This is a genomic window from Veillonella sp. 3_1_44 (assembly GCF_000163715.1).
Classification (GTDB): Bacteria; Bacillota; Negativicutes; order Veillonellales; family Veillonellaceae; genus Veillonella; species Veillonella parvula_A.
In genome coordinates this window covers 12297-29318 of sequence record NZ_GG770200.1, presented here as the reverse complement: position 1 = coordinate 29318, position 17022 = coordinate 12297, and the positions used below count along the sequence as shown (strand labels likewise).

Genomic DNA, 17022 nt, shown 5'->3' with positions numbered 1-17022 from the left:
GTTGTATTTCTTATAATTGTATGACCGATAAAAAATATCGGGGTGTTGTTTGTATTAACAATACCCCGATATTTTTATGCATATAATTTTGCAATCAATGTGATTCGCTGACCTTGAATCACCTTATATGTAATTTTTTTTACGATGGCCGTAAAGTTGTGATGCAGAAATTGTAACTGATCGTTAGGTTGAACGTCCGCATCATATGTGAATACGCCTTCTTCCCCATTAAAGCGACCTTTGATTGTGAAAGTTTGATTATCTCGTGTAACTACGATATCTTCTTCGGTAACCGTATTTGGTTTATCTATATTTTGTTGTAAGATATTGAGTTCTGACATAGATTTCTTCCTCCTTTCTGCTTTCAGTATAACAATAAAAATTAAAAAACACATGGAGTAATCGTATAAATTGTTTTTATACACATATGCTCTATTTCTATAAAGCCTATAAAGCCCGCCGATACGCCTTTAGAGGGACTTGGAATAAAAAAAGGAATGAAGGCGATTTGAATTTCACCTGTCATTCCTTTTACTATATAATAAAATGCTACCTTTATTGATTGTGCAATAGTTAATTGGCTTAAGTAGGTATGTAGTAATTGTGTACGTACATTGAGTCAAAATGGCAGAAACACTGTACGATATCCGTTTATGAAAAGATATCATTCTATTATATGGTCTATCATAAATCAGAATGATGAAGAGAAAATAAATTGGTTATATATGATGTGATATTGGCACATAATTATGGAGAGTTTGGTATTATTTATGAAAGTAGGTGAATAATAGTTAAAAAAATACAGTGTTTATGCAGAATATTCAGTATATTTAATTATATCGAAATTATTAATAACTTAAACACAAAAGTTTTATGAAAATAAAATGAAAAAAAGTTTACTTTTCCTGTAATATGTGGTATTTTAGATATACACATTCAAGAATATCGATGAATTCTCAATACATCATCGATCCATCATTGTTATTTCATTAAATATGTAAATAGTTAGTTAGTAAGTTTTATAAGTTTTATAGGAGAAAGATTAATGAATCGAGTATTTAAAGTGATTTGGAATCGCACAAAGGGCTGCTATGTCGTTGTGGCAGAAACAGCAAAAAACATGACGAAACGTTCCTCTTTGTCGGTTGTATTCTCTAAAATGGTAGGTGCTACAGCAGTTGCCGTTATGCTGACAGGCGTTATGATGCCTACCGATGCCTTAGGGGCACCTATTACAAGAGGTAACGGTGCACAAGCTGAAAATGACGGTGGTATTGCTATCGGTGATAATACGGCATCTAAGGGTGACTATAGTATTTCAATCGGTACTAATGCATCTGTAGGTAGAGGTGATACTGATGAAGGTAAAACACAGAGCGGTATTGCTATCGGACAAGGTGCAACTGTAACTGTTGATGTTGCCAAAGGGGCAGATGTTCCAGCAGATCAAAGAACAGGTGGTATCGCCATCGGTCAAGGTGCAACGACCAAGGTTGTTAATGCAATTGCTGTTGGTTCCGGTACTAGTGCTGATGGTGCACAAGCTGTAACTATCGGTCATAACTCTCGTTCGATTACCAATAACAGTGTAGCATTAGGTAATGAAACACGCGTGGCATCTCTTAATGGTTTTGCTCTTGGTAATAATGCGCGTGCCGGCTATGATGAAACCAATAAATTGATAGGTCTTCCTAATGACCAAGCCTTCGGTTCCAATGCACGTGCTTATGGTGGTTCTTCCATGGCGTTCGGTAATGATGCGAAATCCAGTGGTGGTGGTGCGGTTTCTATAGGTAACGGTTCTCAATCTAGAGGTGATTGGGCGGTAGCTATCGGTAATGGCTCTAAAGCTTTGAAACAGGGCTCTTCTGCATTGGGGACGAATGCTACAACTAATAGCTCTCACTCTACTGCACTCGGTTGGGGTAGTACTACAAATGGCTACGCTGATATCGCGGCTGGTGATGGTTCTGTTGCATCTGGTGGTAATTCCCTAGCAATAGGTGTGCAATCTTCTACATCTACTGGTGCGGTAGGTGCTGTAGCATTAGGTTTAAGCAGTAAAGCTGAGCAAACAAACTCTATGGCATTAGGTGTATCTGCTAATGCTGCACATGAACGTTCCGTTGCACTAGGTGCTAACTCCAAGACTGATGCTACAGTAAGCACACCAAATCAATTGGTAAATGGTTTATGGTATAAAAACTATGCCGGCGGTTCTGCTGATTCCACAATCAGTGTAGGTAGCGATACGGTAAAACGTACCATTACAAATGTAGCTGCCGGTCGTGTGAATGCACAATCTACAGATGCAATCAACGGTAGCCAATTATATGGTGTTGCTAATACTTTAGGTAATTTGGCAAGTACTACAAAAGGCATTTTAGGTGGCAATGCAGCGCTTGACCCTGATACGGGTAACTTGTCGATGAGCAATATCGGTAACACAGGTAAAGGCACGATTCACGATGCTATTAAATTCAATAAAGACACAATAGATAAAGGCCTTAACTTTGATGCTAATACAGGTGGCACGAAAAATAATCTATTAGGTTCTAAAGTTACCATCAAAGGTGACGGCAACAATATTAATGCCGCAATTACACAAGCTAATGGTGATACAACTATTAATATGACTTTGGGTAACACCGTTACAATAGGTGCAGCGAACCCTGTAACGATTAATGGTACTACAGGCCATGTAACAGGCCTTCAAAATAAAGACTGGAATGTAGATAATCCTGTAGCTGTATCCGGCCGCGCTGCTACAGAAGATCAGTTGAAAAAGGTAAACGATAAAGTTAATACCAATAAAGCTGACATCGATAAAAATACTGGGGATATCAATACTAATAAGCAAAATATCACAAAAAATGCTGGCGATATTGCTAATAACAAAACTGATATCGCTAAAAATAAGCAAGATATTTCAACAATTAATACGACAATTAATAAAGGCTTAAACTTTGCTGGTGATACAGGTACTGTAAGTAATAGAAAATTAGGTGATACTGTAACTGTTAAAGGCGGTGCTATAGGCGCATTATCTGACGGTAATATCGGTGTTGACTCCGATGGCAATGGCACATTAAATGTGAAATTAGCTAAAACATTGACTGGCTTGGACAGCGTTACAGCTGGTAATACCAAGATTGATAATGGTGGCTTGACTGTAGGTGGTAAGAACTATGTATCTACAACAGGTCTCAATGCGAATAATCAAAAGATTACTAATGTTGCTAATGGTAGCGACCCTAATGATGCAGTTAACTATAGTCAATTACAAGCTGCTATCGGCGGTACAGCTAAAGCATCCACTGTAAAAGCAAAGGATGCGAATGTAACTGTAACAGAAAGTACAAATGCAGCAGGCGGTAAGGAATATACTGTTGGTTTAGGCAATAAAATTACCGTAGGTACTGCAAACCCTGTAACTGTAGACGGTGATGCTGGTCATGTAACAGGCCTTACAAATACAGATTGGAATGTAGATAATCCTGTGGCTGTATCCGGTCGCGGTGCTACAGAAGATCAGTTGAAAAAGGTTAATGATAAAGTTAACACTAATAAAACTGCTATTGATAAAGGTTTGAACTTTGATGGTGACTCCGGTGCAGTTATCAATAAAAAATTAGGTGAAAAACTGTCTGTCAAAGGCGGTGCAACAGGCACATTATCCGACGGTAATATCGGTGTTGAATCTGATGGCAATGGCACATTGAATGTGAAATTGGCGAAAACGTTAAGCGGTTTAGATAGCGTTACAGCTGGTGGTACTACTATCAACAACAGCGGTTTGACTGTAGGTGGTAAAACATATGTATCTCCAACAGGTATCAATGCAAATGACCAAAAGGTAACGAATGTTGCTAACGGGGATGTGTCTGCTAATTCCAAAGATGCAGTCAACGGCGGTCAATTGCACGATGCTAAAAATGAACTTATCAACAAGGGCCTTCGTTTCGATGCTGATAATAACGATGTAAAAACGAACAAACTTGGTTCTAAAGTAACAGTAAATGGTGATGGTAATATTACTACTGAAATTACGCAAACCGGCGATGATACTACAATCGGCGTTAAATTGAACAAAAATCTTAATGTTCAAACATTGACGGCTACAGATACTGTGAAAGCCGGCGGTGTAACAATGGGTAAACACGCTGATTCTAACAACTATGTAACTGGTCTTGATAATAAAGATTGGGATGTGAATACATCTAATCCTGTAAGCGGTCGCGCTGCTACAGAAGATCAATTGAAAAAGATTAGTGAAGTTATTAATAAGCAAGGTGCTGCTGCTACAGATTATCGTTTGGTAAAAAATGCAGCTGCTGCAGATGGTGCTTATACAGTTGATTCTAACGGTGATGTTGACTTGACTGTAGAGGACAAAAACCATGCAGGTACAAAAGAAACCGTTAAGATTAAGGACGTTGCGTCTAAATCTAGCCTTGATAAATTGAATGATCGTGCTGTTAAGTATGACTTGGACAATAATGGTGCCGTTGATAAGACAAAAGTAACTTATGAAGGTTCTCCTTATGCTAATAAAACTGGTGGTACTCACGTAACAAACGTGGCATATGCTACAGGCAACGATGGCAGCGAAGCGGTTAATGTGGATTACTTGAAAGATAGAATCAAAGATAGCGAAGACGCATTAACTAATAAAGGTTTAAAATTCGACGCTAACAGTGGTGGCGTAAAAACTAATAAACTTGGCTCTACGGTTACTGTTAAGGGTGAAGGTGCTGATGCTGATGCTAACTACAGCGGTGAAAACCTTAAAACTTTCATCACACAAGATCAAGATGGTAATACAACTATCGATGTGAAGATGAATAAAAACCTCAAAGCTGATAGTGTGGCAATTGCCGGTAAAAACGGTCAAGACGGCGTTACACTTAAAGGTGGCGACGCTAAAAACGGTGTAGATGGTACAAGCATTAACCGTTTAGTGACTGAAGATAAAGACGGCAATACACATACGCTTGCAACCCTTGATGATGGTATGATGTATGGCGGCGATACAGGTAATGTAATTAAAAAGAAACTTAACAATCAAGTGAATGTTAAGGGTGGTATCTCCGATGAAAGCAAATTAGCTGCTGAAGATAACATCGGTGTAGTTTCCGACGGTTCCGATACATTGAAATTGCGCTTGGCGAAAGAATTGAAAGGCTTGACGTCTGCTACTTTCACAAACGGCGGCAATAATACTGTTATCAATGGTGATGGCATGACCATCAATCGTGCTGGTGGCGATGCAGTAAGTCTTACAAAAGACGGCTTAAATAACGGCGGTAACAAGATTACGAATGTTGCTGATGGCACGGACCCTAACGATGCAGTTAATAAATCTCAATTGGATAAAGCTACAGCAGCTGCATCTACAACGGTATCTGCAGGTAATAATATTACTGTGACACCTAGCACCAATGCGAATGGTTCCAAGAACTATGAAGTAAGTCTTAAAGATCAAGTGACATTGGGCTCTGATGCTACGAAACAAATCGCGATGGACGGTACTACAGGTACCATCAAGGCTGGTGATAAAGTTACAATCGATGGCAATAAAGGCACGATTAAAGCTGGCAATGTAACAATTGACGGTGAAAACGGTACCATTAAAGCTGGTGACAAGGTAACTATTGATGGTAAAGATGGTAAGATTGCGGCAGGTAAAGTGTCTGTTGATGGTAAAGACGGTTATGTGACAGGTCTAGAAAACAAAGATTGGGATCCTGACAACATCACAAGCGGTCGTGCTGCTACAGAAGATCAATTGCAAAAATCTCACAAATCCTTGGATAACAAGATTAATAACCTAGGTGATGAAATCACGAAAAAAGGTATGAATTTCGCCGGTAATACAGGTGAATTCCACCGTGATTTAGGCCAAAAGGTTACTATCAAAGGTGAAGGTACAGAGTCTGACGATAAATACTCCGGCGAAAATATTAAAACAGTAGCCGACCAAGATGGTAATGTTAATATCAAGATGGCGAAAGACCTTAAGACTGACAGCTTAACCACCGATAAGGTAAAAGTTGGTAAAAACGGTAAGGACGGCGTATCCATTACAGGTCCTAATGGTGCTGACGGTACAGACGGCAAAGTAGGTATCACAGGCAAAGACGGTAAAGATGCTGTATCCATGTCCGGTAAAGACGGTGTTGGTCATATCGGTTTAACTGGTAAAGACGGTCGTAATGCGGATATTACCGTTGATAAAGGTGATCCAGACTTAGACGGTAACGCAATCACACGTATTAAGTACCAAGACGAGAATGGTAAAACACATCAAGTGGCAACTAAAGACGATGGTATGAAATACGGTGGCGATAGCGGTTCTGTAATCAAGAAAAAGCTTAACGAACAAGTTAATGTAGTGGGTGGCATTACTGATGCTAGCAAGTTGACTACAGAGGACAATTTGGGTGTCGTATCCGATGGTACTGGCAACCTTAAGGTTCGTATGGCGAAAGACTTGAAGGGTCTTGAAACAGTAACCACTAAGGATGCTACAGGTAATACTACTGTTATGAACGGTGGCGGTGTAACAATTACACCTGCTAGCGGTAATGCAGTAAGCCTTACTAAAGATGGCCTCAATAACGGCGGTAATACAATTACCAATGTAGGTCCTGGTGTAAACGGCACTGATGCAGTTAACGTAAATCAATTGAAAGGTGCTACAGACGGTTTAGCTAATGCTATTAACTCCGTAGCAGGCGAAACACAACGTGTAGGCGCACATGCAGCGGCTATGTCTGCATTGAAACCTATTCAATATGATCCATTGGAACCAACTCAAGTAATGGCTGGTATCGGTAATTACAGAGGTGAAACTGCGGCAGCTCTTGGCGTTGCACATTACACAGCAGAAGATACAATGTTCCATGTAGGGGTATCTGTTGGTAGCCACCATAACATGGTGAATGCTGGTGTAACTCGTAAATTCGGTACTTCCGATGCGAAAAAAGCGGTTCCTGAACGTTACAAAGGTGGCCCTATTAGCTCCATGTACGTAATGCAAGATGAAATGACTGCTTTGAAAGCTAAGTACGAAAAAGTACAACGGGACAATGAAGAAATGAGAGCACAAATTGCATTATTGATGCAACAAGCGGGCTTGAAATAATATGAAATAACATATTGATACGGCAGTGCTTATAAAAGGCGCCAAAAGCGAAATGCTTTTGGCGCCTTTTTGCATGCAAAAAATAGATGAAATGGTTGTTATGAGCATATATATGTCATGGTTAACTTGTAATGTAATTAAAATAGGTGAGTGATATAGGTGAATAATAATTGGATCATAATAGTTTACTAAGGTGAAATACATTTTTTTCATGAAGTTAATTTTATGCGAAAAAATTAGTACATTTAGCATATTCATAAGGTATATGACGGCCTTTTTGTATATTCATAAATATTTATGATTTAGAAGTGAGTGTAGAGTGAAAAATTTTTTACTTTTAGTATAGAATATGATATGTTTAATATGATATGCATCGATAAATAGCCATATATTAACTGTATTTTTACTTTTTAAAATAGTTATAAAATATTTTATTATATTCGTATAATTTGATAGTTTTATGCAAGGAGTAAGATGAGATGAACCGAATTTTTAAAGTAATCTGGAGTCGTACAAAAGGATGTTATGTCGTTGTGGCTGAAACAGCGAAGAATATGTCGAAACGCTCGACAATGACATCTGTGTTTGCCAAGATGCTCGGAATTTCTATCTGTACTGTTATGTTAGCAGGAGGGATTATACCAACTGAAGCGCAGGCATCTACATTAAAATGGGGTGATAATGCTCAGGCTAAAAATGGTACTGTAGCGATAGGTGACAATAGTACAGCAATGGCAGATAATAGTGTGGCCTTGGGTACAGGTGCTACTGTTACAAAAACTAATAGGGCTAATGTTGGTAATGTGCAAGGTGTTGCAATCGGAAGAAATGCAACGGTTGAAGTAAATAATGGTGTTGCTATCGGTAATTTGACAAAAGTAGCTTCTTTAAATGGCTTTGCCCTTGGTAATACATCCTGGGCTGGATATGATGAGGCCGGTAACTATGTGGGTGCCGATAATGATCAGGCATTTGGTACCAATGCCAGAGCTTGGGGTGGATCATCCATGGCATTTGGTAATAATGCGAAGGCATCTAAAGGCGGTGCCGTTGCTATGGGTAACGGCTCTCAATCCAGAGGCGAGTGGGGCGTAGCCATCGGTAACGGTGCAAGAGCATTGGCAGCGGGTGCTCGCGCAATCGGTGCGAACTCTACAGCTGACGCTACTAATGCTGCTGCTATGGGTTGGGATAGCGTGGCTAGCGGTGAGGCTTCTATTGCTATCGGTGAGACGGCAAAAGCGACGAAAAATAATTCTATTGCTATGAGTAAAGCTGCAATCGCAGCTTCAGATGATTCCATTGCCATCGGTAAAAATGCATTAGTTGATGTGAATCAACAACGATCAATTGCATTAGGTGCCAACTCCAAGACGGCTAATGTGGTAAGTACGCCAAATCAGCATGTAAATGGTTTATGGTATAAGAATTTAGCTGGCGGCAGTGCTGACTCCACGCTTAGTGTGGGTAGTGATACGGTAAAACGTACGATTACCAATGTGGCGGCGGGACGCATGAATGCTTCGTCTACAGATGCTATTAATGGTAGTCAACTATATGCCGTAGCAAATAGCTTGGGCAATTTAGCCACTACTACTAAAAATATCCTTGGTGGTAATGCAGCGCTCGATCCTGATACCGGTAAATTAACGATGAGCGATATCGGTTTTACAGGTAAAAGCACAATCCACGATGCTATTAGATATAATAAAGACAATATCGATAAAGGATTGTTCTTTTATGGTGATAACTTTGTTCAGAACCAAGTAAAATTAGGTGACACAGTAAGAATAAAAGGTGGCGCTAGCGGTGCTTTGGCTGACAACAATATTGGGGTTCAAGCAGACGGAAATGGCACACTAAATGTGAAATTGGCTAAAAAATTAACTGGTTTGGATAGCGTAACAGCAGGAACTGCTACGATTGATAATAAAGGGGTGTCTGTAGGCAATAAACTCTATGTGTCAACCGGTGGCCTTAATGCCAATAATCAACAGCTTAGAGGTGTTGCAGACGGTACAGGTAGTCAGGACGCAGTTAACTACGGTCAGTTGCAACGAGCAATTAACGGTACAGCTAAAGAAGCCATTGTAAAAGCAAATGATGATGGTAATATTACGATAAGGGAAAACTCAACGGCGAAAGGTGGTAAAGAATATACTGTCGGCTTAAACTATAAGATTACTGTAGGGAAAGGGGCGGCCTCGCATCCTGTAACCATAGATAGTGGTACAGGAACGGTCACAGGTCTTACCAATACATCATGGAATGTAAATAATCCAGCACCTGTTACAGGGCGTGCTGCTACGGAAGATCAGTTAAAGCGGGTTAATGAGAGAGTTAATTCCAATCAGTATTTTATTAATCAAAATACGCAGAATATCTCAGATAACTCAAGCCGTATTGGTGCCAATGCACGAAATATCACAAAAATACAAGGTGATATTACTACTAATAAGAATGATATTAACACTATCAATAATACTCTTGAAAAAGGGCTCTATTTTAGCAGCGATACAGGTGCTTCGATTAAGAGAAAATTAGGTGATACTCTAGTCATTAAAGGCGGTGCTACAGGGGCATTATCCGATAATAATATTGGTGTTGTATCCGATGGTACCGGTAGATTGACTGTAAAGTTGGCAAAATATTTAACAGGATTAGAGAGCGTTAATGCAGGAAATACTACTATTAGTAAAAATGGTTTGAGTGTAGGTGCTAGAACCTATGTAACACCTGATGGCATCAATGCCAATAATCAAAAGATTACTGGTGTTGCTAATGGTACAGCGCCTGATGATGCGGTTAATTTCAGTCAATTGCAAAATGCTATTGGTGGTACTGCTAAGGCCACTACGGTAAAAGGGAAAGACGCGAATGTAACTGTAACAGAAGGTACCAACGCAAATGGTGGTAAGGAATTCACTGTTGGATTGGGTAATAAACTTACGGTAGGTACGGCACATCCTGTAAATGTGGATGGAACTGCAGGGACTGTAACAGGTCTTACTAATATAGCTTGGAATGTAAATAATCCGCAAGCTGTAAGTGGTCGTGCTGCAACGGAAGATCAGTTAAAAACTGTTAATACGCAAGTTAACACAAATAAGGATAAAATAGCTCAGAACACAACTGACATTGCTCAAAATGCGACTGATATCGGTAAGAATAAACAAGATATAACTAAGAACAAGACTGATATAGCTCAAAATACTACTGATATCGGTAAAAATAAGACTGATATTGCACAAAACAAGCAAAATATTACTCAGAACACACAAGATATTGCGACCAATAAAAATGCTATCTCTACAATCAATACAACTATTGCTAAAGGTCTTAACTTTGATGGAGACAGCGGTGCTGCAATCAACAAACAGTTGGGCGATAAGCTTAGCATCAAGGGCGGTGCCGCAGCTGCGAATTTGACGGATAATAATATCGGTGTCGTATCTGATGGCAGCACATTAAATGTAAAACTAGCTAAAACATTAACCGGTTTGGATAGCGTAACGGCTGGTGGTACAACGATCAATAGTAGTGGTTTGACCGTAGGCGGTAAGACCTATGTAACTCCGAACGGTATTAATGCGAATGACAAGAAAATAACTAATGTTGCTGATGGTGAAGTGGCGGCTAATTCCAAAGATGCAGTTAACGGCGGTCAACTTCATGCGGCTAAAACCGAATTAAATAACAACATTAATGATGCTAAAACTGAATTAAACAAAAATATCGGTGATGCCAAAACTGAACTCAATAAAAATATTAATGACGCTAAAACTGAACTGAATAGCAATATAGATAATGCTAAAACCGAGCTAAACAATAATATATCGACTGCGAAGAATGATGTGATTAATACAGGTCTCAAATTTGATGCGGATACAGGCGGTGCTAAGACCAATAAATTGGGTTCCAAGGTAACGGTAAACGGCGATGATAATATCACGACAGAAATCAGCCAAACTGGTGACGATACTAAGATCGGTCTTAAATTAAAGAAAGATCTCAATGTTACTACTATTACTGCCGCTGATACTGTGAAAGCCGGCACTGTGACTATGGGCAAACAATCAGGTGGTGCAGGCGGTGCAAACGGTAACTTTGTAACAGGGCTCGATAATAAGTCTTGGAACGCGGATAATCCTCAAGCTGTAAGTGGTCGAGCTGCTACGGAAGATCAGTTGAAATCCGTTAATGATAAGGTCAATACAAATGTAACCAATATCAATAAAGGATTAAACTTTAACGGCGATAGCGGTGCTGCGATTAATAAAAAATTAGGCGACACTGTTACCATTAAAGGTGGTGCTATGGCGGATCTTACGGATAATAATATCGGTGTCGTGTCTGATGGCAGCACATTAAATGTGAAACTAGCTAAAACATTAACTGGTTTGGATAGCGTAACGGCTGGTGGAACAACTATTAATGGTAGTGGTTTGACCGTAGGCGGCAAGACCTACGTAACGCCAAACGGCATCAATGCAAATAATCAAAAGATTACCGGTCTAGCAAAAGGCACAGATCCTACTGATGCGGTTAACTTCAGTCAGTTGCAGGATGCTATCGGTGGAACTGCTAAGGCAAGTACTGTGAAAGCTAAAAACAGCAACATCACTGTAGAAGAAGGTACAAATGCAGCCGGCGGTAAGGAATATACTGTCGGATTAGGGGATAAAATCACTTTAGGAACTGCTAATCCTGTATCTGTTGATGGTACTACAGGCACAGTAACTGGACTTACAAATACTACTTGGGATGTAGATAATCCTCAAGCCGTAAGTGGTCGAGCTGCAACAGAAGATCAGTTGAAATCTGTTAATACGCAAGTTAACACAAATAAGGATAAAATAGCTCAAAACACAACTGACATTGCTCAAAATGCGACTGATATCGGTAAGAATAAACAAGATATAACTAAGAACAAGGCTGATATTGCTCAAAACACGACTGACATTGGTAAAAATAAGACTGATATTGCACAAAATAAACAAAATATTGCTCAAAATACGCAAGATATTACGACTAATAGAAATGCTATTTCTGCCATCAATACGACTATTGCTAAAGGTCTTAACTTTGATGGAGATAGCGGCGCTGTAATTAACAAACAGTTGGGTGATAAGCTTAGTATCAAGGGCGGTGCAGCGGCTGCTAACTTGACGGACAATAATATTGGTGTCGTATCCGACGGCAGTACGTTAAACGTGAAGTTAGCAAAAACATTAACCGGTTTGGACAGTGTAACAGCGAGTGGTACAACTATTAATGCTGGTGGTTTAACAGTAGGTAATAAGACCTATGTATCTCCAAACGGCATCAATGCGAACGACCAAAAGATTACCAATGTTGCTAATGGCGACGTGGTGGCTAATTCCAAAGATGCGGTTAACGGCGGTCAATTGCATGACGCTAAAACTGAGTTAAATAAAAACATTAGCGATACAAAGACCGAGTTGAATAAAAACATCGGTGATACCAAAACTGAACTTAATAAAAAAATTGGTGACACTAAAACCGAACTCAATAATAATATTAATGACGCTAAGACTGAACTTACTAATAAAGGCCTTCGTTTCAATGCGGATAATGACGACGAAAAAACGAATAAACTAGGCTCTAAGGTAACGGTAAACGGCGACGACAATATTACGACGGAAATCAGTCAAACTGGTGAAGATACAAAGATCGGTTTTAAATTGAAGAAAGATCTTAATGTTACATCTGTTACGGCTACGGAAACTGTGAAAGCCGGCACGGTAACTATGGGTAAACAATCCGATGGTGCAAGCCCTGCTAATATGGGCAACTACGTAACTGGTCTTGATAATCAGGCATGGAGCGTAACTAATCCGACTGCTGTTAGTGGACGTGCTGCAACAGAAGATCAATTGAAGACAGTTACTGAAGCTATCAAAACTCAAGGCGCTAATGCAACGGACTTTAGTCTCGTTGCGAATCCTACGGCAGGTTCCAATGGTGACTATACTGTAGCTGCCAACGGTGACGTAGCATTGACAGTCCAAGATAAGAACCATCCGGCTGCTCAAACAAAAACCGTAACGATTAAAGATGTGGCATCTAAATCCGAAGTGGATAAAGGCTTGAACTTTGACGGTGACTCTGGTACGACTATTAACAAGAAGTTAGGTGGTACTGTTGCCATCAAAGGCGGAGCTACGGCTGCAGATCTAACAGATAATAATATTGGCGTTGTATCTGACGGTACAGGCACATTGAACGTGAAGTTGGCTAAAACATTGACTGGTTTGGACAGTGTGACAGCTGGCGGTACAACCATTAATAGTGGTGGTTTGACCGTAGGCAATAAGACCTATGTATCTCCAAACGGCATCAATGCGAACGACCAAAAGATTACCAATGTTGCTAACGGTGATGTGGCGGCTAATTCTAAAGATGCGGTGAACGGCGGTCAATTGCATGACGCTAAAACTGAGTTAAATAAAAATATTGGTGATACTAAGGCTGAATTAAATAAAAACATTAGCGATACTAAGACCGAGTTGAATAAAAATATCGGTGATACCAAAACTGAGCTCAACAATAATATTAATGACGCTAAGACTGAACTTACCAATAAAGGCCTTCGTTTTAATGCGGATAATAATGACGAAAAAACGAATAAGCTAGGCTCCAAGGTAACAGTAAATGGCGACGACAATATTACGACGGAAATCAGTCAAACTGGCGATGATACGAAGATCGGCCTTAAATTGAAGAAAGATCTTAACGTTACCACTGTTACTGCAGCGGAAACTGTGAAAGCCGGCACTGTAACCATGGGTAAACAGTCCGATGGTGCAACCCCTGGTAATATGGGTAACTACATAACAGGTCTTGATAATAAGACTTGGAATGCAGGTAATGTCGTATCCGGTCGTGCTGCAACAGAGGACCAATTGAAACAAGCCTTGGCAGGTCAAACTGATACAGGTCTTAAATTCAATGCCAATGTAGGCGGTGTACAAACTAATAAATTAGGCTCTACTATCACTGTTCAAGGTGAAGGCAAAGCTGCTGATACCGACTATAGCGGTGACAATATTAAAACTTTCATCAAACAAGATGCAGCAACAGGTAATACAACAATTGATGTAAAAATGAACAAAAACCTTAAGGCTGAATCTGTGAAAGTCGGCAAAGACGGTAAGGATGGCGTATCTCTTACAGGCCCAGATGCGGCGAATGGCACCGACGGTAAAGTAGCTGTTACAGATAAAAACGGTAAGGATGTAGTGTCTATGTCGGGTAAAGACGGCGTAGGTCACATCGGTTTAACTGGTAAAGATGGTCATAGTGCGGATATTATCGCTGATAAAGGCGCTGCTGATATTAATGGAAATGAAATCACGCGCATTAAATACCAAGATGAAAATGGCACAACCCATCAAGTGGCAACCAAAGATGATGGCATGGCATATGGTGGTGACTCCGGTACTACCATCAAGAAGAAACTTAATGAACAATTGGACATTAAGGGTGGTGTCACCAATGAATCTGAGTTGACCGAAAACAATATCGGTGTTATTAGCAAAAATAATATCCTTAATGTTCGTTTGGCAAAAAATCTGAAAGGCCTAGATTCCATAACTTTCAACAATGGCACTAATGGTGCAAACGGTAAAACCGTTGTTAATGGTGAAGGCATGACCGTTCAAGATAAGGATGGCAACCCGTTGACTGCTATTACAAAGGACGGCGTGAAGATTACTAATGGTCCATCTATGACGAAGGATGGTATTGATGCAGCCGGTAACAAGATTATAAATGTAGCGGACGGTACAAATCCTAAGGATGCGGTTAATAAATCTCAATTGGATAAAGCGGCTGCCGCTGCTACTGCAATTGTAACAGAAGGTAATAATATCAAAGTTGATAAGACCACTAATGGTGATGGCTCTACAAATTACAAAGTGGGCCTCAAAGACCAAATAACAATGGGATCTGATGCTACGAAACAAATTGCGATGGATGGTACAACCGGTACAATCAAAGCCGGTGACAAGGTTACAATCGACGGCAACAAAGGCACCATTAAAGCAGGTGATAAAGTTGAAATCGATGGTGATAAGGGCACAATCAAGGCCGGCAATGTTGCAATCGACGGTACAAACGGTACGATTAAGGCTGGCGACAAGGTAACTATCGACGGCAAAGACGGAAAAATTGCGGCAGGTAAGGTGGCCGTTGACGGTAAAGATGGTCATGTGACAGGTTTGGAAAACAAAGATTGGGATCCTAACAATATCACAAGTGGTCGTGCTGCTACAGAAGATCAATTGCAGAAGTCCCATAAAGCCTTGGATAATAAGATTAATAATTTAGGTGATGACATTACGAAGAAAGGCATGGATTTTGCCGGTAATACAGGTGATTTCCACCGTGATTTAGGTCAAAAGGTTACCATCAAAGGTGAAGGACAAGGGGCCGATAGCGATTATTCCGGCGAAAATATCAAAACAGTAGCCGAAAATGGTAATGTTACTATTAAAATGGCTAAGAATCTTAAGACCGACAGTATTACTACCAAAACAGTTACTGCTGATACGGTCAATACTGATAAGGTGAAAGTCGGCAAAAATGGTCAAGATGGCGTTTCCATTACAGGTCCAGACGCTGCGAATGGTACAGACGGCAAAGTAGCTGTTACAGGTAAAGACGGTAAAGATGCTGTATCTATGTCGGGCAAAGACGGCGTTGGTCACATCGGTTTAACTGGCAAAGATGGTCGCAATGCGGATATAACTGCTGATAAGGGTGATTCTGATCTCGGAGGCAATGCTATTACTCGTATTAAGTACCAAGATGAACAGGGCAAGACACATCAAGTGGCAACCAAAGACGATGGTATGAAATACGGTGGCGATTCCGGTAATGTGATTAACAAAAAGCTTAACGAACAGATAAACGTAGTCGGTGGCATTACTGATGCTAACAAGTTGACTACAGAAGATAATGTAGGCGTCGTATCTGACGGCACTAATCTTAAAGTTCGTATGGCGAAAGATTTGAAAGGTCTTACATCTGTAACTACTAAGGATGCTGGAGGTAACTCTACGGTTGTAAACGGCAGTGGCATAACCATTACTCCTGCTAGTGGTAACACCGTAAGCCTTACTAAAGATGGATTGAATAACGGTGGTAAAACAATTAGTAATGTAGGCCCTGGTGTAAACGGCACGGATGCGGTTAACGTAAATCAATTGAAGGGAGTTACGGAGGGAATGGCTAATGCTATTAATTCCGTAGCGGGCGAAACGCAACGTGTAGGTGCTCATGCGGCAGCTATGTCTGCGTTGAAACCGATTCAATATGATCCGTTAGAACCAACTCAAGTGATGGCTGGTATCGGCAATTACAGAGGTGAAACCGCAGCGGCGTTAGGTGTTGCTCACTACACATCGGAAGATACTATGTTCCATGCAGGCGTATCTGTTGGTAGTCGTCATAATATGGTGAATGCCGGTGTAACTCGTAAATTCGGTTCTTCTGATGAGAAGAAGGCTATTCCTGAGCGCTACAAGGGCGGTCCTATCAGCTCTATGTACGTAATGCAGGATGAAATGACTGCTTTGAAAGCTGAAAATGCACGCATGAAAGCGCAGGATGAAAAATTAACTGCAGACTATGCGGCATTGAAAGAAGACAACCTTCGTCTACAGAAAGATAACGAAGAAACTAAACGACAATTAGCTCTTATTATGAGTCGTTTAGGTATGTAAATCATATAGATTTCATTTTATATTCATGTGATAAAAATTTGTTGATGTACCAGAAAATACCCATGAAGATTAGATGATTTTAACCCTATATGGTATATAAAATGAAAGAACGAAAGTCTACTGTGA

General features: G+C 40.2%; 3 protein-coding genes. All 3 read left to right on the top strand.

Annotated elements, in window-relative coordinates:
• The first annotated feature begins 113 nt into the window (after positions 1 to 113).
• Positions 114 to 176 carry a hypothetical protein gene (locus HMPREF0873_RS10130; protein ID WP_353734512.1) on the top strand — a complete coding sequence of 21 codons (63 nt, stop codon included), beginning with the start codon at positions 114 to 116 and terminating at the stop codon, positions 174 to 176.
• 869 nt (positions 177 to 1045) lie between these two features.
• Positions 1046 to 7147 carry an ESPR-type extended signal peptide-containing protein gene (locus tag HMPREF0873_RS03935; RefSeq protein ID WP_008714472.1) on the top strand — a complete coding sequence of 2034 codons (6102 nt, stop codon included), beginning with the start codon at positions 1046 to 1048 and terminating at the stop codon, positions 7145 to 7147.
• A 479-nt stretch (positions 7148 to 7626) separates the two neighbouring features.
• Positions 7627 to 16896, top strand: a complete 9270-nt coding sequence (locus HMPREF0873_RS03930; RefSeq protein WP_008714469.1) for an ESPR-type extended signal peptide-containing protein — start codon at positions 7627 to 7629, stop codon at positions 16894 to 16896.
• The last annotated feature ends 126 nt before the right edge of the window (positions 16897 to 17022 follow it).